This window comes from Paenibacillus sp. P4_A9 (assembly GCF_056402415.1).
Genome location: NZ_JBFUHL010000023.1, coordinates 1 through 21,965, shown reverse-complemented (window position 1 = coordinate 21,965; position 21,965 = coordinate 1). Strand labels below are relative to the sequence as shown.

General features: G+C 45.9%; 15 protein-coding genes and 1 rRNA gene. All 16 read left to right on the top strand.

Annotated elements, in window-relative coordinates; translation table 11 throughout:
- Positions 1-106: 106 nt before the first annotated feature.
- The gene (locus tag AC1DVJ_RS16215) at positions 107-1,723 is read left to right on the top strand and encodes a response regulator (RefSeq protein WP_477592271.1); all 1,617 of its coding nucleotides are present in this window, start codon (positions 107-109) and stop codon (positions 1,721-1,723) included.
- Between the two features lie 17 nt (positions 1,724-1,740).
- Positions 1,741-3,621, top strand: a complete 1,881-nt coding sequence (locus tag AC1DVJ_RS16210; RefSeq protein WP_477592270.1) for a sensor histidine kinase — start codon at positions 1,741-1,743, stop codon at positions 3,619-3,621.
- 105 nt (positions 3,622-3,726) lie between these two features.
- A complete protein-coding gene (locus tag AC1DVJ_RS16205; RefSeq protein ID WP_477592269.1) occupies positions 3,727-4,593 on the top strand; it encodes a helix-turn-helix domain-containing protein in 867 nt (288 codons plus the stop codon).
- A gap of 111 nt (positions 4,594-4,704) precedes the next feature.
- A complete protein-coding gene (locus AC1DVJ_RS16200) occupies positions 4,705-5,964 on the top strand; it encodes a hypothetical protein (RefSeq protein WP_477592268.1) in 1,260 nt (419 codons plus the stop codon).
- A gap of 241 nt (positions 5,965-6,205) precedes the next feature.
- Positions 6,206-7,480 carry an FAD-dependent oxidoreductase gene (locus AC1DVJ_RS16195; RefSeq protein ID WP_477592267.1) on the top strand — a complete coding sequence of 425 codons (1,275 nt, stop codon included), beginning with the start codon at positions 6,206-6,208 and terminating at the stop codon, positions 7,478-7,480.
- A gap of 156 nt (positions 7,481-7,636) precedes the next feature.
- Positions 7,637-8,602: an ABC transporter permease gene (locus tag AC1DVJ_RS16190; protein ID WP_477592266.1), complete on the top strand. Its 966-nt coding sequence runs from the start codon at positions 7,637-7,639 to the stop codon at positions 8,600-8,602.
- A gap of 13 nt (positions 8,603-8,615) precedes the next feature.
- Positions 8,616-9,491 (top strand): carbohydrate ABC transporter permease, encoded by an 876-nt coding sequence (locus AC1DVJ_RS16185; RefSeq protein WP_477592265.1) that lies wholly within the window; start codon positions 8,616-8,618, stop codon positions 9,489-9,491.
- Between the two features lie 75 nt (positions 9,492-9,566).
- Positions 9,567-11,120 carry an extracellular solute-binding protein gene (locus tag AC1DVJ_RS16180; protein ID WP_477592264.1) on the top strand — a complete coding sequence of 518 codons (1,554 nt, stop codon included), beginning with the start codon at positions 9,567-9,569 and terminating at the stop codon, positions 11,118-11,120.
- A 155-nt stretch (positions 11,121-11,275) separates the two neighbouring features.
- On the top strand, positions 11,276-11,827 hold the full coding sequence (locus AC1DVJ_RS16175) for a hypothetical protein (protein WP_477592263.1): 552 nt from the start codon (positions 11,276-11,278) through the stop codon (positions 11,825-11,827).
- 130 nt (positions 11,828-11,957) lie between these two features.
- Positions 11,958-13,748, top strand: coding sequence for a cache domain-containing sensor histidine kinase (locus tag AC1DVJ_RS16170; protein WP_477592262.1), 1,791 nt, complete (start codon positions 11,958-11,960; stop codon positions 13,746-13,748).
- Positions 13,745-15,247 (top strand): response regulator transcription factor, encoded by a 1,503-nt coding sequence (locus AC1DVJ_RS16165; protein ID WP_477592261.1) that lies wholly within the window; start codon positions 13,745-13,747, stop codon positions 15,245-15,247. Before AC1DVJ_RS16170 ends, AC1DVJ_RS16165 begins: the two co-directional genes overlap by 4 nt.
- 160 nt (positions 15,248-15,407) lie before the next feature.
- Positions 15,408-16,367 (top strand): ABC transporter permease, encoded by a 960-nt coding sequence (locus AC1DVJ_RS16160; protein WP_477592260.1) that lies wholly within the window; start codon positions 15,408-15,410, stop codon positions 16,365-16,367.
- An 18-nt stretch (positions 16,368-16,385) separates the two neighbouring features.
- Complete coding sequence (locus AC1DVJ_RS16155; protein WP_477592259.1) at positions 16,386-17,255, top strand: carbohydrate ABC transporter permease; 870 nt, start codon at positions 16,386-16,388, stop codon at positions 17,253-17,255.
- A gap of 64 nt (positions 17,256-17,319) precedes the next feature.
- Positions 17,320-19,038, top strand: coding sequence for an extracellular solute-binding protein (locus AC1DVJ_RS16150; RefSeq protein WP_477592258.1), 1,719 nt, complete (start codon positions 17,320-17,322; stop codon positions 19,036-19,038).
- A gap of 53 nt (positions 19,039-19,091) precedes the next feature.
- Positions 19,092-21,341 carry a glycoside hydrolase family 30 protein gene (locus AC1DVJ_RS16145; RefSeq protein ID WP_477592257.1) on the top strand — a complete coding sequence of 750 codons (2,250 nt, stop codon included), beginning with the start codon at positions 19,092-19,094 and terminating at the stop codon, positions 21,339-21,341.
- 386 nt (positions 21,342-21,727) lie between these two features.
- Positions 21,728-21,965, top strand: a 16S ribosomal RNA gene (locus AC1DVJ_RS16140); the annotation flags it as partial.

Sequence of the window (21,965 nt, the reverse complement as noted above, 5' to 3'; positions counted from 1 at the left end):
TTGCTACCTTAAGATCGCACCAGAAATCATAAAATCCTCCTATGTCTCAAGGTTGTGTCCAAGTTATAATAATGAAGAGAACTGCTACGAGGGAGGCCGACATCCGATGTATAAACTTGTCATTGTAGACGATGAACCGACAGTTCGGTTCGGGTTGAGTAATTATTTTGACTGGAAAGCTTACGGGATCGAAGTTGTAGGTGAGGCGGATGATGGTGACGTCGCCTTAGAGGTGATTGAGCGTGAGAAGCCGGATATCGTGCTAACAGACGTACGAATGCCCAATATGGATGGGATTCAGATGTCCAACCAATTAAGTGAACGGTTTCCTCATATCAAAATAGTGTTTGTCAGCGGTCATGATGATGCTGAATACTTGAAATCTGCGCTGAAGGTTAAAGCGGTTGATTATATGTTTAAGCCCGTCAATTTAGGGGAGCTAGAGATCGTTATTGAACGCTTGGTAAGCTCTCTAAATTCTGAGCAGCAGGAGAGAAAACATATTGAGGACATGCAGGTAAAACTTATTCAGAGTATGCCCCTGCTGCGTGAGAAATTCCTCATGTCGTTGATCCGGGAGGGCGTTGTTTACCCATCGCGTGTGCAGGATCGTATTGATTTCCTTGGTTTGAACCTGCCTATGGAGGGAGCCTACTGGGTCATTGTAATTCGCATCGATGATGCAACTGAGGTAGCGCAAACCCGTTCTGAGAGAGACCAGCAACTGCTTTCCTATTCGGTTCTAAATATTGTGCAGGAGCTTATTGAACGAGATATTGGCGGTTATGTGTTTGAGAATCAGATCGGCGAATTCGTAGGCATACTCCGTTTGTCCCAGGAAGATGATCAGGAAAGCCTGCTGTTCACCTTAGCGGAGGAAGTGCGCGAAAGCCTTCATAACTATTTGAAAATCAGCGTGACGATCGGTGTAGGTGAACGGATTTACAGACTTGCCAGCTTGCCGCAATCGTACTCACAAGCGAAGGAAGCCGCCGACCAACGATGGTTTCTTGGGAAAAATCAGATCATTTCTATGGATAATTTAGAGCAAGATGAGGAAAGCGTGTATCGCTTTGATGCCTCGCAACAAGAGCGGATGGTCTCGTCATTGAAGTCTGCAGATATCTTGAAAGTGCAGGAGGAGCTGCGCGAGATGTACAATGCGCTATCACATAATCGGTCAGAAGGTATTGCCTATGCGCGTAACATCAGTCTACAGCTGCTGCTTCTTGCCAGCCGAATTTTACTTGAGCTGCATGTTCAGAAGCAAGAACTCGAAAGTAAAGAGAACGAGCTTATGGCGAAAGTGTTTCAACGAGAAACGCTGGGCGACTTACACAGCCTTGTTGAGGCTCATTTGCTTGAGGTATGTGGACGTATTGGTGAGAAGCGTAACGGAAAGTCCAAGAATGTGATCGAACGTACACGAGCCATTATTGAAAAACGTTACGCAGAGAATTTGCAGGTAGGGGATATTGCAACGGAAGTGTTCCTGTCTACGACATATTTGTGCTTGCTGTTTAAACAGGAGACTGGCGAAACCATTAACGAATATGTGACCAAGGTACGCGTGGATCATGCCAAACTACTTCTAAAGGATCCTGCCAATAAGTTTTATGATGTGTGCTATGCGGTGGGGTATTCGGATCCAAGTTATTTCAGCAAAATATTCAAAAAATACACGGGATACACACCGAGCTCCTTCCGCGAGCAAGTCATGTAAAGAGAGTAGGGCTCATTATGCATGTCAAGAACAGAGGCTGGCTGTTTATTACGATGATTTTCAAAAGTCTTCTGGCAGCTAGGCTTTGGTTGATCGCCTATGTCGTGTTGATTATAATTCCAGCTTCCATTTTCCTATATGCCTATTCCCAACGATACTCGCACATTCTGGAAGAAGAAGTGACGCGTTCGATGCTTCAAACGCTGAAGCAGGCTGAAATTAATTTGGATCATCAGTTCGATTACTTGCGGGATACGTCGAATACGTTGTTTACAAATCCCAAGCTAGTGGAGTATTTAAATAACTCGTCCTCCTACAGCGAACAAATCGATGCGTTAAAAGAAATGCGTTATTTAATTGATAATATCCAGACAAATGCGAATGTGTTCCGTGTTCGGATATATGTGAATGAGTCGAAGCTATTCTCTCATGAGAAAATAAACTTTTTCCCAATGGATACGCTCAAGAGCCGTCCTTGGTATTCTGATGTTGTGAATGCAAGTGGGAAAATAGTCTGGACAGGTGCGTATAATGAGAATTTCATAGATATTATAGACAGAAACGACACCTATATTTTCTCTGGCATTCGTCTCCTTCGGGATCCGGAGCATTATGATGCCTTATCAGGCTTTTTATCGATTGATGTGGATGTTAAGTCACTGGAGAACACGGTGTCCAGTATCACTTTCGACAAGGATCAGCAAGTGTACATGGTTTCGCCAGATGGCTACATTGCTTTTAATAAGGATAAATCCTTATTAGGGACTCAACTGAAATCCGAAGCGGTTTTGCAAGCTATTTCTGGCAGTAAAGAAGGCGTATCGCCGATTGTCGATATGAATGAATCCAAATATGTTGTATTTACAACGATTAATGCCACTGGTTGGAAGCTCGTCGCTGAAGTTCCTAAGCAAGGGATTAGCTCGCGTGCGAACACGCTAAACCAACTCTCGAGTGTTGCAACATTGACGGGGGTGACTGTGCTATTTCTGATTCTTGTATTCATTTTAGTCGCGTTTATCGTTCGTGGGATGAATCGCCGCGTGCAAACCGTCATTAAGGTGATTAAGCGTGAAGGTGTGGCTGGTCTGGATGAAAGGTCGAATTACCAGGATGGTGACTTTAATCTTCTAGAAAAAAGTGTCGATCATCTCATCCATCGTGTTAGGGATTTAATGGAGGAGACGTATAGATCGAAGGTGCAGGAACGCGAGGCACAGCTTCGTGCTCTACAGGCGCAGATTAATCCGCACTTCCTTTACAATACCTTAGATACGATTAATTGGATTGCTATAGGACATAAGGCACACGATATCAGCCAAATGATTGATGGTCTTGCTAAGTATTTCCGACTAAGCTTGAATAAGGGAAAAGATGTCGTAACCGTTACGGATGAGCTGGAGCTTGCGAAGGTGTATTTGGAAATTCAGCAGACGCGTTTTCCAAAAAGCTTTGAATTCGTGTTTGAGTTAATTGGTGGGGCTGAAGCAGAGAATGTTGAAGAAGCTAGAACTTCGCTGGAGTCCTATGTGATACCGAAGCTCACCTTGCAGCCAATTGTAGAAAATGCCCTTCTTCACGGTATAAGGAAGTCCAAAGGGAAGACAGGTAAGATTACCATTCGCGCAGCAATAGAAGGGGATGAACTCATTTTATCCGTGACGGATGATGGTATTGGTATGGACCCCGAATTTGCTCAAAATCTGTTGACAGAGCCACGACCAGCCATGCGCACTGATGGATCTGGAAGCTCTTATGGATTGTACAATGTGAATGAACGAATTCGTTTGTTTTCTGGTGAAGACTATGGCCTTAGTATACATTCACAGCTGGGTGAAGGGACGACGATCATTGCCAAATTCCAATGTCAACGTCCGACCACTGATTCTATAAGCTAGTCTCTATCGAGCGTCATAGTTTAAGAAACCAACCTTAATTTCTGTATGAAACAGAGATTAAGGTTTTCCGTGTCATATCAGGTGGTTTGAAAGGAATGAAATCAATTGGCAGCTGAATCTATCCTCAATCAAGATTTGAGACCGCACATCATTTACGCCGATCATTTGCATTTCAAACAGTGGAATACCCACGCCAGAATCATAACCGATTATTTGCTGCTTTACGTACAGGATGGTTCAGCAGAATTAACAATTGACGAGAATACGTATCTTTTGAAGTCAGGGCAGTTCAGTTTTATTCAACCTGGTATCGTGCATCAAATCGAATCGGCGTCGCCGCTGACGATTTTGGCGCTCCACTTCGCACTGCTTCCGTCTGTAGGTGAAGAGCGGCCTCCTATGCTTGTGCCGGTCGAGCGTGGCTCTTACCCTGTATTGGCAAATATGCAGCCCAATCTAGCGATTTTTGCTGACATTGCCGTACCTGTTGTGTTTAATTCTTCTAGAAACGAGTGGATGGTAGATGTCTTCCAGCAAATCATCGAGCACTGGAATCGGAAAAATGCCATCGATCTGCTGCAAGCCCATGTGTATGCGGCATCCATTATTTTGGATTTATTGAAAGAATATACGTCCCAAGACAGCTCTGAACATAAAAGTGCAGCCTCCTTAAATTGGGTGCCAGCTTACATGCAGTATCGATTATCCGAGCCGCTTTCCGTGGAGGAAATGGCCCGTAAAGCGTATATGTCCCGTTCTTATTTCTCTCTGTTATTTCGAAATCAATTTGGTATGGCACCCCATCAATATTTACTGAAGCTGCGGCTCGAGTATGCGACCGACTTGCTGCGAAGCACCTCGATGCCGCTTCAAAACATCTCCGACAGTTGTGGGTTTTCGAGTGTGCATCATTTTTCAAAAATGTATAAACTCCGTTTTGGATATCCGCCAAGTCATCAGAGACATGAATAAGGAAAAAGACGTTTTGATAAATTTATAATGTATTTTGACAAAGCCAAATGACGCCTTCGCCCCCTATAATGAGGCCATATACCATATTACTGCAAGATTAGGGAGGCCACTATGATCTCATATGCAGGCATTACAAATCCGTTCGGTACTGGCGCATTTAGTGTAGAGCATAACTCGAAAGTATTACGAAGATACAGGTACATCCATGAGCAGTTGTTCCGCCTATCAGCAGGACAGCTTCCAGCAAGATCTCACTGGCATCTGAAGGCAGCGCTAGGCAAGCATCTTTTTGAGGATGCAGAGGCGGCAGGTTCACTCCGTCGACGAGTTCTGGAATTGAGAACTTCCCCCAATCTCTTGCAAAAAGAGCCGAATGTAACACTTACCTTGCTTTTTGAAGAGTTGATTCATGCGGAGAATGATCTAGAGCTGCTTGTAGGTGTTTACAGAGTGATCAAACCAGCTTTACTGAATGCATATACACAACATATGACCGATACGCAGCAACTCGTCGATTATCCGACGGTTCGCCTGCTAAAGGCGCTTTCCTCCGATTTACGCGAACAGATCGAGTGGGGCGAAGACATGATTGCGGAGCTGCAGCAAGAAGGGGAATCCTTGGAGATGGCGGCGGAATTCGAAAGCAGAATCAAAGGCTATTTAGAGATAGCAGGAGGCATCGGCGGTGAAAAAGGCACTTCCACACATGTTCCCTCACGTTGGCGGTCCGGCAAAGTTTATGAGATGCCAAAAAAAGCAATTCGGGATGCGAAAAGGATGGGCCCGCCTGCAATGATACGTACGGCCGTGCCGAACCTGCCTGATGATCCTGTGAAAATCCGATTGGTCGAAATGATGAAGTCCAGACAAGAGGAAATGTCAGCTGTGGAAAATCTGGCGAGCGTCATTTATGACCTGAAGCTTATGCCGTGGGAGTTTTACCAAGATTTGGCCCGGCATCTGTGGGATGAAGTGCGGCACGCATTGTTCGGTCAAGCGGCGCTAGAAGCAGAAGGAATCGATTGGATGTCGTTGCGGCAATATGTGGGAGGCTATGATCCATTTATCGAAAAGCTTCCCGCTCAGCGGTATGCGCTCTTGAGTATTGGTTTTGAGGAAAAAGCGATGAGGCGTCCTGGTAAAATCGCGGAGTACGAGTTCTGCCGTGACGATGCCAAACACCCGTTGATGGAGCGGTTCCAGGATTACGATTGGGCCGACGAAGTTACGCATGCTGCATTTGGTCGCAAGTGGACGCCTGAATTGTTCGGTGAGGACCTGGATTATGTCCGACAGGTTGCAGATATTGAGATGGAAGAGCGGGAGAAATTTTTCCAAGCGTGGGCGAAGCTACAAGAGGCTGAGGGTTAACGTATGCTTGATACATCAGCCCTGTTGGCTTGACGCGCAACATCTTACACTGGGGGAGTGTAAACGTATGCAGGTATTTTGGGGACATTAAGTTATTTTAATATGAACACCTTAAGATCACACCAGAAATAGAAATATTGCCATCTACATTCCAAGAAGGCTCCTCGATATAATTGTTCTGATAGAGGTGCCAGAAGTTTACGTCATGGGGTTCCACTAATTTAATGAGAGAAGGATGACAATGAGCAACCAACCAACCCAAACATATGATTTTCAAAGGAAGATTGAAACGTACGATTCAGCGGATGTCGTTGTTATTGGCGGGGGGCCAGCTGGAACGGCGGCTGCCATTAGTGCGGCGAGACTAGGGAAGAAAGTCACTTTGTTGGAAAAATCGGGCCAATTAGGCGGCATGGGGACGCTCGGAAACGTCAGTATTTTTATGCCGATTGGTAACGTAACCGGCATTTACAGAGAGATGATCGCGGAAGCTCTAGCCGACCACTTGCCTAAGGATCACGACGTGTCGATAGCCCCGCAATATTCGCCTTTCGTATTGAGACAGTATTTAAATGAGAAAATGAAGAAGGAAGGGGTCCAGGTCATCTATCATGCGGAGTTTATCGGTACGGTGAAGGAAGACAGAAGCGTGAAGGCCGTCATCGTATCGACGCGTGAAGGATTGAAAGCTTTCGAAGGCAAGCAGTTCATCGACTGTACGGGAGACGCAAGAGCCGCTCTTGATGCAGGAGTACCCTATACGTCTGGTAGAGATGAAGACGGCATGACCCAGCCCATGACATTGATGTTTATGATGCAAAATACAGGCAAGCCAGTAGCACAAATATTGCCTGAAGGTTGCTACCGTTACGAAGAAATATCCGATTTACCCCAAGGGCGCCGGTTATTTTGGGAACAGAACAATGACGGCACACTGCTTGTGAATATGACGCGTGTCAAAGGCAATGGGGCCAAAATCGAAGACGTCAACTATGCGGAGACGGAGGCGTTGAGACAAGTGTTTTCCGTCGTCAATTACTTACAGCGGAACGGATTTGAAACCTACGCCCTCTCGCATGTCGCGAATCAGGTCGGCGTCCGGGAAACCAACCAGATTCATGGTCTTTACACGCTAACAGAGCAGGACGTTGTAAGCGGAACACGCTTTGCGGACGTGGTCGCCCAAACAAACTACGAAATTGATATCCATAGTCCTGATGGCCAAAAAACGACGGATGAGCGTAAGGTCGATGGATATGACATTCCTTACCGATGCATGGTGACAGAACAGCTGGATAATCTGTTGGTAGCGGGACGATCGATTTCAGCTACGCATGTGGCGATGTCTTCGATGCGGGTGCAGGCGACTTGTTACGCATTGGGTCAAGCGGCTGGAATCGCAGCATCCCTCGCTGCGGACGACTCGTGCCCAGTCCGGGAGATTTCGATCGAAGCGCTGCATAGTGCGCTGAGCAATCAGAATGTTGTCTTGTATAAGCAAGCTTCCTATCAATAAATAGCCATGAGTCAAGCCACCTCTTCCATGAAAGAGGTCGGCTTTTTTTTATGGCAAAGACCATAAGATAGTACCAGAAACAGAAATATTACCATCTACAAGTCGCCTCTGATGGCCTATATAATTGTCTTATAAGAACACGGAGGTGAGCCATTCATGAGTGTAACGCTTACAGAGCCTGAACGAACAACAGCTCACGCCAAGCCCAAGACAAAAGGCAGCGGCCGATGGAAGCTGATTGTAACCAATTATGATTTATACCTATTATTAGTGCCTGGGATACTATTTCTGTTTTTATTCAAATATGCGCCTATGTATGGGATTATCATTGCTTTTCAAGACTTCAATATTTTCGATGGTTTTACCGGAAGTAAATTTGTAGGATTGGATCAATTTGAAAAGCTCATTCATTCGGAAGAGTTTTATCAGGTTTTCGTGAATACCTTATTGATCAGCCTTTACAAAATTGTGCTTCTTTTCCCGATACCGATCATCATTGCGCTGTTCTTAAATGAGGTTCGGAAGGCTTTCTTCAAGAAGACGATTCAAACCATTATCTTTCTTCCGCATTTCTTATCATGGGTCATCATATCAGGGCTATTTATTAATATCCTGTCTCCATCAGGCGGTCTAGTGAACAATGTGATTCAGTGGTTCGGAGGGACGCCGATCTCCTTCTTTCTAGACAACCAGTTCTTCCGCAGTGTGGTCGTTTTTACAGCAGGTTGGAAGGAATCGGGTTGGAACGCCATTATTTTTATCGCTGCCATTGCAGGTATCGAGCAAGAACAGTATGAAGCTGCTTCCATTGATGGTGCAGGGCGTATCAGACAAATGATCCACATTACGTTACCAGGTATTATGCCAACGATCATTCTGATCTTAATTTTACGCATGGGGTACTTGCTTGAAGCGGGCACGGAACAGATTCTGACCATGTACAACTCTGTCGTATATCAATCCGGGGATGTAATCGGTACTTTCGTTTATCGACAAGGGCTTGGCCAACAGGATTATAGCTTTAGTACAGCGGTCGGGTTGTTCAACTCTCTCGTTGGGTTCATCCTGATTATAGCTGGAAATGAACTCAGCAAAAAACTAATCAAACGCAGTATCTGGTAGGGGGTGGAAGAGCATGCATAAGAAAACACTTAGTGATTGGACCTTTGACATTGGTATTTATCTTGTTCTACTGCTTTGCGGCTTAGCTACTTTGCTGCCCCTAGCGAATATTTTATCCAAAGCGATTAGTGATGAATCGGCTGTAGTATCCGGAAAAGTAGGGATTTTCCCAGTCGGCTTCCAGTTAGATACGATGAAGTACGTGGTGTCCTCCAGCCAGTTTCTCCACTCGATAGGGATATCTCTACTAATTACAGTTGTGGGTACAGTGCTTGCGATTGTTGTAACGGCACTTACAGCGTATCCATTGTCCAAAAGGCATCTTCCCGGCATTTCCATTATTATGGTGCTGTTTATCTTCACGATGATGTTTAATGGCGGTATTATTCCGAACTACTTGCTAATGAAGAAACTACATTTAATCAATAGCTTATGGTCGCTGATGCTGCCGGCACTGATTAGTGTGTTCAATATGCTAGTAATCAAAAGTTATTATGAATCATTGCCAGAGGCGCTTGAAGAATCCGCCAAAATGGATGGTGCTCGTAATTTTACGATTCTTACTCGAATCRTTCTTCCCTTAAGTGTACCGGTTATCGCAACGATAGCACTTTTCTATGCGGTCTACTTCTGGAATGACTTTTTCAATCCCATGCTTTACATCAATGACGCAGGCCTTAAGCCATTGCAGCTCTACTTGCGTGATATCGTCATGGATGCTGATAGCTCGAGTGCGGTAACCAAAAGTGTTGACGATATGATGAACGTATCACCGGAAGGTATTCGCGCTGCAACTGTCATTGCTTCCATCATTCCGATGCTGCTCGTGTATCCGTATTTGCAAAAGCATTTTGTCAAAGGTGTACTTATTGGTTCTGTAAAAGGATAAATCTGCATTAACGCCTATGATGCGAGCATCAATGGTTTAATGATATATTAAACACAATACTAGGGAGGTTTACACATGTTAAAAAACAAAAAGAAAGTAATGCTTTTAGCTGTTGCAGCAAGCTTATCCGTAACATCACTTGTCGGTTGCGCTTCCAAAAGTTCAGATACAGGAAGCAGCACACCAGCCCCAGCTAGTACAACAGCCGCAGCTACAGCTTCTGCTGGACCAAAACCTGAATTGAAATCGCTTCAAATATGGCAAAAGGATGACTATAACACATATCCAGTTGCGAAATTCTTAGAACAAGCAACAGGTTATAAAGTGCAATACGATATGTTGCCGCAAGACAAGCCGCAAGACAAGTTGAACATCTTGATTGCTTCCGGTGAACCCTATGATTCCGTAACAACTGCCGGTGGAACAGATTTCAAAGCGTTATATGCTGATTATGCGAAAAAAGGTGCTTTAACAGATTTAGGTCCGCTGATCGACAAATATGGACCGAATATTAAAGCAGCGATAAGTCCTGCTGCTTTCGAAGCAGCAAAAGTAGATGGGAAAATTTATGCAATACCAACTACAACGATCCCAACTGTTGGTGAAAGTCTCTTCATTCGTCAAGATTGGCTCGATAAAGTAGGAATGAAAGCGCCAACAACAACAGACGAGCTTGTTGCTGTTCTTAAAGCCTTCAAAGAGAAAGATCCTGGTGGAAATGGAGATAAAAACATTCCATTTACAGTAAAAGGCGATGCTCCACTTATTCCTAATATTATCGGTGCGTTCGGTATTCCGAATGTGTGGAATGATCTGAACGGCAAGTTAACACCTCGAATTCTAGACCCAGGATACAAAGATTATGTGAACTTTACTGCTGATTTATTTAAACAGGGCTTGCTGGATAAAGAGTTTGCAGCTAATAAAGATGCAACTGCTAAAGAGAAATTCACAAGCGGAAGAGCAGGCATGATCATGATTCACTGGGCTGATATCCCTACGATTATGGATGCGTTGAACAAAAATATTCCTACAGCTAAAGCTAACTATATTCCAGGATTAAAAGGGAAAGACGGTAAAATTGGTCTAGGTGCTTCACAAGGTTTTGACCGTATTACTTTCATTCCTAAAGCTTCCAAACATCCTGAAGATGCAATCAAATGGATGAACGCCAAACTTGAAAAAGATACCTTCAGAACAATGGCTATTGGTGAGGAAAATAAACATTTCACGTTAAAAGATGGTTCTTATACGCCGATTCAACCTATCTTTACAGATGAGCGCAACCAAGCTAATAACTTCCTGACGGGAACAGATGATAAAGTGTATCCGACTTATTGGCAAGCGCGTGTACGTAAAGATATGCGTTTATTCGATGGTTGGAACTTCTTGAATACCACTCAAGTGACTACTAGAGTTCCAGATCCGTTAGGTTTTGCTCCTTACTTACCTGAGTTCTCGAAGAATTTCGCACAACTGAACACAATGGTTGGAGACTACACGACGAAGCTAATCTTTGGAGCTGAACCTATTTCTGGTATTGAAGCTTTCCAACAAAAATTCAAAACATCTGGTGGAGACGCAAGTTATAAAGAAGTAAACGATTGGTACGCGACTGCTAAGAAGTAATGTGAAGGAAGAACATATGTATTAATCTCAGTAAAATGTGGCAATACTCCTATGTGTTATTGGAGTGTTGCCACATTCTTTTATTTTTACTTCTCCCATAGGAATGTTACTCTAAGTACATAGCATGATGACATTCATTATGGGAGGTAGATCACATGGAAGTGTCTACGCGAACCAATATCGAGAACCTCAAAACGACAGACAGAGCCGTACAAACAGAAGCTTACTCCGCCATGATGGCAGCAACAAATGAGAAAGTGGAGTGGGCTTATGACATCTGGGACGAGCTTAAGCAAAACCTAACAGATAAAGATAACCATCTCCGTTCCATCGCTGGACAGCTTCTCAGTAATCTCGCGAAGAGTGATCCAGAGCACAGAATCCTGCGCGATTTCCCCGCACTTCTTGAAGTAACGAAGGATAAAAAGTTCGTCACGGCGAGGCACGTACTGCAATCCCTTTGGCGGATTGGCATTGCTGGCAGTGAGCAGAAAGCGATGCTTTTGAAAGGTCTCACAACGCGTTATCAGGAATGTATCGAAGAGAAGAATTGGACGTTGATTCGTTACGACATCATCCAAGTACTTCGTAGACTTTACGATCAAGATCCCGATGAAGCCGTGAAGCAATTGGCATTATCACTCATTGAAACGGAAGAAGATGTGAAGTATCGCAAAAAGTACGCAACGCTGTGGCGTAAGGTGTAATATATTCCGAATAGATAACTGCTGGGTAAATGCACCAGCGGTTTTTTTGCATAATTTTCGAGAGAAATCGTATGATTTTCAAGGCATCCGAACCTCCTGTAAGCTATAATACGTGTACGGGGGTGTGGAAATGTTCAAGAAGAAGCTGTCGTTTAAACTCATAGCCTCGTTATCCATATTAATTATGGTCATCTTCCTCGTATCTGGTTACGCCACTTATACCGTCTATCTCAAGTTGTTTACGACGGAAATTAGCAAGCAATTTGCTAAAGCCAATGAGCAGGCGACCGCGCGCGTTGAAACGCAAATTCAGAATTTATATAAAGCAACTAATTATATTGTGTTCCATCCTTACATTGAGGAGATTCTTCGGCGCTCAGCCGAACGGGCAGATGATACCTTTTATAACCGCTTACTAGATCAGGACGAGCTCACGAAGCTGCTGAATCAGATCTCGATTGACGAACCCAAGCTTTCCAGCATGTATGTGTACAACACGAAGGGCTCTGGTTACTTTTTTGAAAATAATGCCGGCACCGTCATCCCGCTTAGTGATGCTAACTATTCAGCGGTTCTTCGTTCTTTAGATGGCTCCAATGGTGAGCTAGTGTGGCAGCCTTTACGAATTTCGAGCATCGAAAGCTCCGGTTATCGCAACGTCATTTCAGCGGCACGCTATATGAAGAATAAGAAGCAGGAGCTCTATGGCAACCTGATTTTATTTTACGATCAATCCATCTTCGGCTCGATTCTGGATGAATTGGCAAAGGGCGAGAACGCGCAAGTGATCCTGCTCGATAGTAATGGCAAGGTCGTCTACACGAACGCTAGGCCAGACAGTGGTTTTGATCTCGATGAGCTACTGCAGGTGCCCAATTCACAGATTGTGAAAGCCGGTGGCGAGTCGATTCTCGTCAGCCGTAACCGAACACCAGATTCGGGCATGACACTCATCAGCACCTTGTCTTTGAAATCGATTAATGAGAAGAGCCAGGTGATTTTCCAAATCGCCCTCTATTCGGGTCTTGTCAGTATTTTATTAGCCTCGTTGCTTATTTTCTTCACGGGAAAAAGATTGCTCAAACCCCTGCACTCGCTAGTTACAGGGATGAAAAAGCTCCGTGGCGGCCGCTTCGATACGCGAATCCGCATATCTACGCAGGATGAGCTAGCCTTTCTAGGCCACAGCTTCAACGAAATGGCAGCGAATATTGAATCGCTCGTTGAAGAAGTGTATGAGCGTAAGCTGAATGAACGGGAAGCCGAGCTCACCGCACTGCAAGCGCAATTGAATCCGCATTTCCTCTATAACACACTGGATACGATTCATATGAAGCTATATCTCGGTGAGAATGATGAAGAGGCGGCTCAGTTGGTGCTTTCCTTATCCGGTCTGCTACGCTATGCTTTGCAAAGTCCGAGTGCACATACAACCGTGAAGGACGAGATTGAGCATATTACGAAGTATATCAATATCCAAAGTGTTCGGATCGGCGGCAGACTGGAGACGTTCATCCAAGTGGATGAGGATGCCGAGCAGCTTCCGGTGATTAGGCTCATTTTGCAGCCACTAGTCGAGAACGCTTTCGTGCATGCTTTTGCCCAAATGTCCAGGATCTGCATACTGCGCATCAAGGTGTCCATCGATATCGAACAATCGCTCTTATGTATTGAGATTAGCGATAATGGGAAAGGCATGACACAAGAGCAGATCGATACAATCATGCAATTACAGCATCGCAGGTTAGAGGAACCTACCAGTGACACTGGTGGAATCGGTCTGAAAACGGTCATAAGACGTGTGAGTCTCATGTACGGTCCCCCATATGGCTTAGTCATTACTAGTGAGCCTAATGCTGGAACAACGATGAAATTAGTTCTACCCGTGCAAACACAGATGGAAGGAAGTCGGCTGCTATGAAAGGGAAACTGTTGATTGTAGATGACGAGCATCTAATTCGCAGGGGCTTGTCCAAAATGATAGAAGCGAGTCATGCCGGCTGGACCGTTATTGGGGAAGCAGAGAATGGTGTGCAAGCCTTGTCCCATATCGATGAGCTTAAGCCCGATCTGGTCATTACCGATATTCGTATGCCCGAAATGGACGGCGTCGAACTCTGTCGGCGTATCTCTGAGCTAGGCTGCCCAATCGACGTGATGGTGTTGACGGCGCATAAAGATTTTGAATTTGCGCAGGCTGCGCTGCGATATGGGGCAATTGATTTCCTGCTGAAGCCAATTTCAGCACAAGAATTGGCTCCTCCGCTTGAGAAAGCTTATCGCTTATATGCGGAGCGCCAGGAGCAAGCGGAACGCAGTCAGCTGGAACAGAATCGACTGCTCGAGCATCATATCCAGTCGTGGCTGCTTGGCCTTCCAATGGATGAAGAGGCAATGGCACGTTTGCAGATGACTTGCGATGACCAAAGACTTCTGGTGCTTACAGTTGATTCCTATACACCGCCAACGAAGAGCTACCGGCGAGAGGATGCCCGCCTGCTGCAATTTGCACTTTTGAATATGATGAAGGAATGGCTGGCCATCTCGCGATTGTCGGGCAGCATGACAAATGTGAAGCATGATGTTTTCGCTGTTTTAATAGATAAATCATCTTCGTTCGCCTCCTTTGAGCTTGGACTAATAGATTCTACACAAGCGCTGCTGGGGCTAACGATTCAGACAGAAGCATACGAAAGCATACGGCCCTTATATGGACGATTCGCGTCTTACGGTCACGAGTCAAGCAATAGAAGCGAGCTGAACATCCCCGATCATGCGGCTAGGAGTAAAAGCATTCAAACCGAAGTCATGTCCTTCATCGTCCAAGGGAAAACGGAACAACTGCGTGAATACTTGGAAGCCCTGCTTAGGCAAGTGCAGGACATGAACGTGAATGATGCCAAAATCGAAGGACTCAGCACAGCCCTAGCTTTGGCAGCCGCAAGCAAGCGAGCTTTCGATGGCGAAGACGCTGAGGAGAAGGGGCTTGGCGAGTGGATTGAGACGCTGCAGCCGATTCGTTTATCTGCGGAAGTCGCGGAATGGCTTTCCAAGCAGATACAGCCCTTTATGTGGCAGTTGAATTCGTGGCTAGCTGGTAAAAATGTAAATTTACTGGATAAGGCCATCAGCTACATGGAGCGGAATTACGAGGGAGCCTGCTCCATACATGATGTCGCCCAGCATGTACATCTCAGCGTGAGCTACTTCAGCAACCTTTTCAAGAAAGAAACAGGGGAAAGCTACACGAATTACTTAACAAAATTCCGCTTGGAGAAGGCGAAGATCCTACTGAGCAATACGAAAATGAAAATATCCGAAATCGCCGAATCGGTCGGTTACGAGGATCCGAACTATTTTACTACGGTATTCCGAACTTGGGTGCATTGCTCGCCGAGTGAATTTCGGAAGATGGGCTAGTTCGGCAAGTGCCTAGGGCATGTAGCGAAACACCGCTGCGTGCCTTTTCTATTGTCACCGTGGCTCCCTAACTCCGTATAATTTTCGAGGTAATGCTTATCAGATTCAAGGTAGGTTTGAAAATTTCCTTCTATAATAGGAAGTAGAAAGGAGAGATACGATGAACCCAAATTCGGATGTACATCCTACAGTCATGCCGAATCAACTGCGTAAAGTGAAAGCCAAATCTAGGCTTCGATGGAAGGAAAGTCTACCGCTTATTCTCATGTTGATTCCCGGCATATTGTTCTATGTGCTGTTTAGATATTTGCCGATGGGAGGGCTAGTCATTGCCTTCAAGGATTACAATTTCACGGATGGTATTCTTCATAGCCCTTGGGTCGGGATGAACAACTTCGAAACTCTGTTTAAGCAAGACCAGACGTTAGACATTATCCGCAATACACTCGTGCTGAGCGGTCTAACGATTATTTGCGGGTTCCCCGTTCCGATTGCGCTAGCGATTATGCTAAATGAAGCTCGCCGAATGTGGTTTAAGCGAATCGTTCAAACCATCCTCTATATGCCTCACTTTTTCTCATGGGTCATCGTTGGCGGCTTGATCATCTCGATCCTGTCGATTGAATCAGGCACCGTGAACAACTGGATCAAGCTTTCGGGCGGTGAACCCTTCGCTTTCTTGTACAACACCAAGAGTTGGATGGCTGTTTTTATCTCCTCAGGGGTATGGAAGGAAATGGGGTTTAACGCGATCATCTACTTGGCTGCATTAACGGCCATTGATCCGTCCCTGTATGAATCAGCTAACATCGATGGAGCAAACAAATGGCAGCAGATTCGTCATATCACGATACCGGGTATTAGCACAACGATCGTTCTTCTGCTCATTTTACAATTGGGTAAGGTGATGGAGATTGGCTTCGATCATGTGTATGTCCTGCAAAATTCATTAAACGCCAGTGTCTCCGAGGTTATCTCGACCTATATGTATCGCGTGGGCCTTCAAGGTGGGCAATTCAGCCTGACGGCAGCAATGGGATTTTTCGAATCCGTTGTCGGCTTTGTGCTTGTCTTTTCCGCCAATGCGCTAGCGCGCCGCTTCGGACACGGGTTATTTTAAAGAGAGGAGGGTGAGCAGATGAGAACGTCCTTTGGAGACCGCCTCTTTTTCGGACTTAATTATGGCTTGCTGGCACTGATTGCCTTGACGTGCTTGCTGCCCTTGCTGCATATCGCTTCTTTATCACTTAGTCATACGCAGGATATTCTTTCAGGAAGAGTGACCCTGTGGCCGGTTGGTTGGAACACGGACGCCTTCACTTCGATGATTGAAGGTACACGGATGCTATCCGCCTTTCGAAATAGTGTCGTGATCACCGTTGTTGGTGTAGCGCTGAGCATGCTGGTTACCATACTGACCGCTTACCCATTGTCGCGCAAATTATTTCCTGGCAGGCGTTATGTGACCTTGGCCTTGATTTTTACCATGATGTTTACCGGGGGAATGATTCCTACCTATCTCATCGTAAAAATGTTTGGCCTAGTGAACAGCTACTGGGCACTATGGATTCCCGCTTTGGTGAATACCTACAATATGCTGGTCATGAAGACGTACTTTGAGAACATTCCAGATGAGCTGGAAGAAGCGGGTAAAATGGACGGCTGTGGGCAATGGCGTCAGCTGCTGCAAATTATATTGCCATTATCCAAGCCAGTGCTGGCGACGATTACGCTATTTTATGCGGTAAGCTACTGGAATTCATTTTTCAATGTGATGCTCTATATCAATGAATCCGCGAAATATAATTTGGCTGTTCTTGTGCAAAATATGATTCAAAATCAACAGCTTCTGCAGGAGCTTGTGTTAACAGGTGCCCAAGTCGAAGTTGTGCCGGAATCCTTGAAGGCGGCAAGTGTGATGATCATGATGCTGCCGATGATCGTGATCTACCCTTTTCTCCAAAAGTATTTCGTGAAGGGCGTCATGCTCGGTGCTGTAAAAGGATAGTTTCATTTCAAGCCGGATTCACCATGCTTTCCAAGCTGTTCATATATGAAAGGGGTAAATATTCATGAGAAATATGAAGGTTAAGCTTGCATTAGCGGGGACGGCCGTGCTCGCACTAACCGTAATCGGCTGCTCCAAGGAAGATGAAAGCACCTCTACTGCATCGCCAACGGCATCAGCTGCGGCAACCGCAGCAGCAACCAAAGCGCCTGAGGTACGCAAGGACATTACCGTAACCGCTTACGACACCGGACGTGTTTCCCAAGAAGAAGGGACGAATGAGTCCAATCGCTGGACCAAATGGATCAACGAGAAAGGGCCTGAGAATGTTAAATTCACAGCGGTTTCTTTTGCCCAAATTAAAGAAAAAACGAATGTCATGTTCGCTTCTGGGTCTGCACCTGACCTACTGATGGTATTCGATCCAACGATCAGAAATCCATTGTACGAGCAGAAGCAGCTGTTGCCTCTAGATGATTTGATTGCTAAGAACTCTACTGAATATAAAAAGCTGCTAGAACAAAATCCGTTACTGCGCAAAGCAGGCACCAAGCCAGACGGGAAATTGTATGAAGTCGGACATATTCAATGGGTGAATCCGCTGCGTGGCGTGATTATTCGTACAGACTGGCTGAAGAAGCTTGGCCTTGAAATGCCGAAGACAACGGATGAACTATACAAGGTTGCGAAAGCTTTTGCGGAACAGGATCCGGATGGCAACGGTAAAAAGGATACGTTTGGTATCGCCTTGGCAGGCTCGATGGAATACACGATTAACCAAATGTTCTATGCGATTAAGCCTTGGGTTGTCAAAGACGGCAAGCTCACCTACAGCTGGGAGAATATTAAGGCAGCCACCGATTTCAAGAAAAAGCTGTACAGTGAAGGCATTGTAGATAAGGACTTTTTCAACGATAAAAATATGGCGAAAGCCAAACAGGACTTTATCACAGGCAAAGTAGGGATCATTTCACCGAACTTTAATACGCCGCAGGATATCGTGTCGCAATTCCTAGATCCACTTCAAAAGAACGTGCCGACAGCGACCATGACGCTGATGCCGTTCCCTACAAGTCCATTTGGACGCTTCACACCGTCACTGGAAAATCCGGTGCAAATGACAGGTGCTGTTGCAGCTTCATCCAAAAATCCGGACGCAGTAATGAAATATATTGATTTCATGGCGAAGGATTCCACAGCGGATGTTCTGGATAATGGAACAGAAGGCGTTCACACGAAAACGGTTGACGGTTGTGCGCAGATTATTGATGCCGATAAGTTTAAGAAAGAAGTTAGCGATATCACGGTTTATATGAAAATGCTAACGAATACAGGCTTGCGCTTTAATAAATGTTCCACGCCAGCTGTTCAGTATAAGAGTGACCCGCGTGTGCAGGATTACTACCAGCTGCTTCGCGATACGTATCTGACATTCGATCTGCCATACGCAGAGCTGACGCACTCCGAGCATATGCCGCAGCTGCCGAAAGACCTGGCAACGATTGTGACGAACACAGATAAACAAGTGAATAGCATGGTTGGTGCCGGCAACGGAACGGTTTGGGCGAAATCGATCGTGGAAGGTGATAAATATTCCACAGAAGATGCAATGAAGGAAGCCATCGCGATTTGGGAAAAAGCAGACGGCAAAAAGGTCGAAGAATGGATGGCCAACTGGTACGCGACGCAGAAAGACAATGCTTTCCTAGCGAAGGATATGTATGAAATCGCGAAGCAGCAGGACCAGAAGTATAAACAAATTATGAGTGAAATTAAAAAATAATCCTTAGGGGGGCAGACGGATGAGAGCGTTCTGCCAAGTAGAGGGGAACTACGATGGAAGATCAGGCGCATGTAATTAAATGTGCGGATGCCAAGCCAGGCCGTGCATTTGAAGGCATTGGCGGCATTACGAGCAATGGTATGTCGAAGCTGCTCATGGATTATCCCGAGCAGCAGCGTAACGAAATCATGGACTTATTGTTTAAGCCGATGTATGGGGTTAGTTTGCAGCATTTGAAGGTCGAGCTAGGCTCCGATGTGAATACATCGGCGGGCACGGAGCCTTCGCACATGCGGAGTCGCGAGGATTTTGATATTACGCGAGGCTATGGACTTCCCATTGCCAAGCTGGCTAAAGCAATTAACCCAGCGCTGCTGCTAGACGCGTTGCGCTGGGGGACACCGCTCTGGATTAAGAACGATGAAGATAAGTTAGCGTATTACTTGAATTTCTTACGCGGGGCGAGGGAGGAATACGGACTCGAATTTGATTTCCTCGGTCCGGACATCAATGAGGGTGCTTTCAGTCGCGATTGGACGGTGAACAGACTCGTGCCTGGCCTCAAGCGAGAAGGATTCGGCCACATCAAGCTGGTCGCCGATGACAGCGATCATGGCTGGGATATCGCCGATCATGCGGCAGCAGATACGGAGCTGTTCGAGGCGGTGCACGCGTATGGCGTGCATTACCGCCAGGATAGCACGGAGACGGCCAAGGTCAGCGGGAAATCGCTGTGGCTGAGCGAAGATTTGGCGCCATTCCGCCACAGCTTTAGCCGAGGAGCCCTGCATATCGGCAAGCGCATCATCGACATGTATGTCGATGGCAAGATGGTAAAGTACGAGCTGCATCCTTTATTGGAAGCAGAGTACGAGAACACGCCGTTCAATTACAAAGGCATCTTAGTTGCGACTTGGCCGTGGTCTGGACATTACCGTATTGATCCTGGTTTCTGGGTGATCGCGCATTTTACGCAGTTTATGCAGCCTGGCTGGATCTATCTCGATGACGCTTGCGGACAATCGGAGAATGGTGGGTTTGTGACTTTAGAAGACCCCAACACGAAGGATATCTCCATCGTCGTTCTCAACAATGGACCTGAGCCATGCAGCTACCAGTTCGATACAGGGAATGCGGATCGGAAGCTGTTTATTTGGAAAACGACCGAACAGGCTCATTTTCGATTAGTTGCAACGCATCTTGAGTCTGAAGGACCTTACCAGCTCACTGCTGAGCCGTATGCCATCTACACGATTTCAACGACGACAGGCCAACACAAAGCTGACGAAGAGCTAAGCATTGCAGCGGAAACGACCTTCCCACTTCCGTACAGGGATAACCTCTCTAGCGGCAATCCAAAGTACTTGTCCGATCAAGGCGGCGCCTTTGAATTTATGCCGAATACCGACGGCGGTCTGATCCTCCGCCAGCAAGTAACGGAAGATCAAATTCCGATCGACTGGACGTATCGCAGAACACCAGAGCCGTATACACTCTTCGGCAGCCTAGAGTGGACCAACTACCGTGTGTCCGTGGAGGTACAACTGGACCAGTCAGCAGGCTACATTGGCCTAGCCGGTCGCGTTAACTATACCGCGAAAAGCAATGAGCCTCCGGAAGGCTACTGGTTGCGCATGCGTTATACGGGGCGCTATGAGCTGATGAAAGGGAAATACCCCCTTTTGCAGGGTGATACGAACGCTTTAGAATCTCTCGCATGGAACGCTTTGGCGCTTTCCTTTGAAGGCAAAACCATCACAGCACATTGGAATGGTGTGCAATTGCTTGAATTCACAGATAGCGAGATTCCCAGCGGGCATGCTGCTCTGCTAAGCAGCTACGATCGTCATGCTTTCCGTAACTTGCGGATCGAGCCCATTCGTGAATCCGCCCCTGTGAACTGTATTCGCTATATCGATACCAACGCAGCGCTTCACTATGCAGGTGATTGGGGCAGAGCCGATGGTGATTGGAACGTATATGCACGCACACTGACGAAATCAGGCACAGCTGGTGCAGAATTGACATTCCGATTCAAGGGTGAAGCCGCAAGTATAGTTGGGAAGAAATGTGCCGATGGTGGATTTTTTGATGTATTCCTAAATGGAGACTACCAAGGAACAGTTGATACGTATCGGCCGCAAACTGGTTATCGCAAATCACTTTTCAGCGTGAATGGCCTAGATCCAGACGCCGTGACGGAGATCAAATTAATTGTCAAAGGAAAGAAACATCCAGAATCCTTAGATACGCATGTGTACATTAATGCCGTTGAGGTTGTTGCAGGACAATTGCTTCGATAATGGATCATGCACCAAAACGTGGCATAAGCGTTGAGTTTGATGTTTATGTCACGTTTTTTCGTGCGTATAAATTATTTTGTAATTGGGAAAATAAAACATTGCTATGTGTTTGTGATCCATGCTATATTATCAATCCGGCCGCAAGACAGACAGGCTGGCAACGAAAAAAGAATTATTAAATAAAGCTTGCAATTAAAATGTCAGCGTGGTATATTACTTTTCGCTGCTTCGGTAACACGGTAGTGAGCGAAAGAAATTGATCTTTGAAAACTGAACAACGAGTGAGTAAGCACGAACGAGCAATCGTTCAAAAAAGAGATTGCAAAATCTCGCTAGCATCAAAATGAGCATTTCAGCTTTCACAATAGGACGAGCAATCGTCCACTATTATGGAGAGTTTGATCCTGGCTCAGGACGAACGCTGGCGGCGTGCCTAATACATGCAAGTCGAGCGGGTTTAYCCTTCGGGRTAAGCTAGCGGCGGACGGGTGAGTAACACGTAGGTAACCTGCCTTTAAGACTGGGATAACTATCGGAAACGATAGCTAAGACCGGATAACTGGTTTTCTCGCATGAGAGAATCATAAAACACGGAGCAATCTGTGGCTTGAAGATGGGCCTGCG

Coding starts and splice junctions, on each gene's coding strand:
- AC1DVJ_RS16155 (WP_477592259.1), top strand. CDS start 16,386: ATGAGAACGTCCTTTGGAGACCGCCTCTTTTTCGGACTTAATTATGGC.
- AC1DVJ_RS16145 (WP_477592257.1), top strand. CDS start 19,092: ATGGAAGATCAGGCGCATGTAATTAAATGTGCGGATGCCAAGCCAGGC.
- AC1DVJ_RS16200 (WP_477592268.1), top strand. CDS start 4,705: ATGATCTCATATGCAGGCATTACAAATCCGTTCGGTACTGGCGCATTT.
- AC1DVJ_RS16190 (WP_477592266.1), top strand. CDS start 7,637: ATGAGTGTAACGCTTACAGAGCCTGAACGAACAACAGCTCACGCCAAG.
- AC1DVJ_RS16210 (WP_477592270.1), top strand. CDS start 1,741: ATGCATGTCAAGAACAGAGGCTGGCTGTTTATTACGATGATTTTCAAA.
- AC1DVJ_RS16170 (WP_477592262.1), top strand. CDS start 11,958: ATGTTCAAGAAGAAGCTGTCGTTTAAACTCATAGCCTCGTTATCCATA.
- AC1DVJ_RS16195 (WP_477592267.1), top strand. CDS start 6,206: ATGAGCAACCAACCAACCCAAACATATGATTTTCAAAGGAAGATTGAA.
- AC1DVJ_RS16175 (WP_477592263.1), top strand. CDS start 11,276: ATGGAAGTGTCTACGCGAACCAATATCGAGAACCTCAAAACGACAGAC.
- AC1DVJ_RS16160 (WP_477592260.1), top strand. CDS start 15,408: ATGAACCCAAATTCGGATGTACATCCTACAGTCATGCCGAATCAACTG.
- AC1DVJ_RS16215 (WP_477592271.1), top strand. CDS start 107: ATGTATAAACTTGTCATTGTAGACGATGAACCGACAGTTCGGTTCGGG.
- AC1DVJ_RS16165 (WP_477592261.1), top strand. CDS start 13,745: ATGAAAGGGAAACTGTTGATTGTAGATGACGAGCATCTAATTCGCAGG.
- AC1DVJ_RS16150 (WP_477592258.1), top strand. CDS start 17,320: ATGAGAAATATGAAGGTTAAGCTTGCATTAGCGGGGACGGCCGTGCTC.
- AC1DVJ_RS16180 (WP_477592264.1), top strand. CDS start 9,567: ATGTTAAAAAACAAAAAGAAAGTAATGCTTTTAGCTGTTGCAGCAAGC.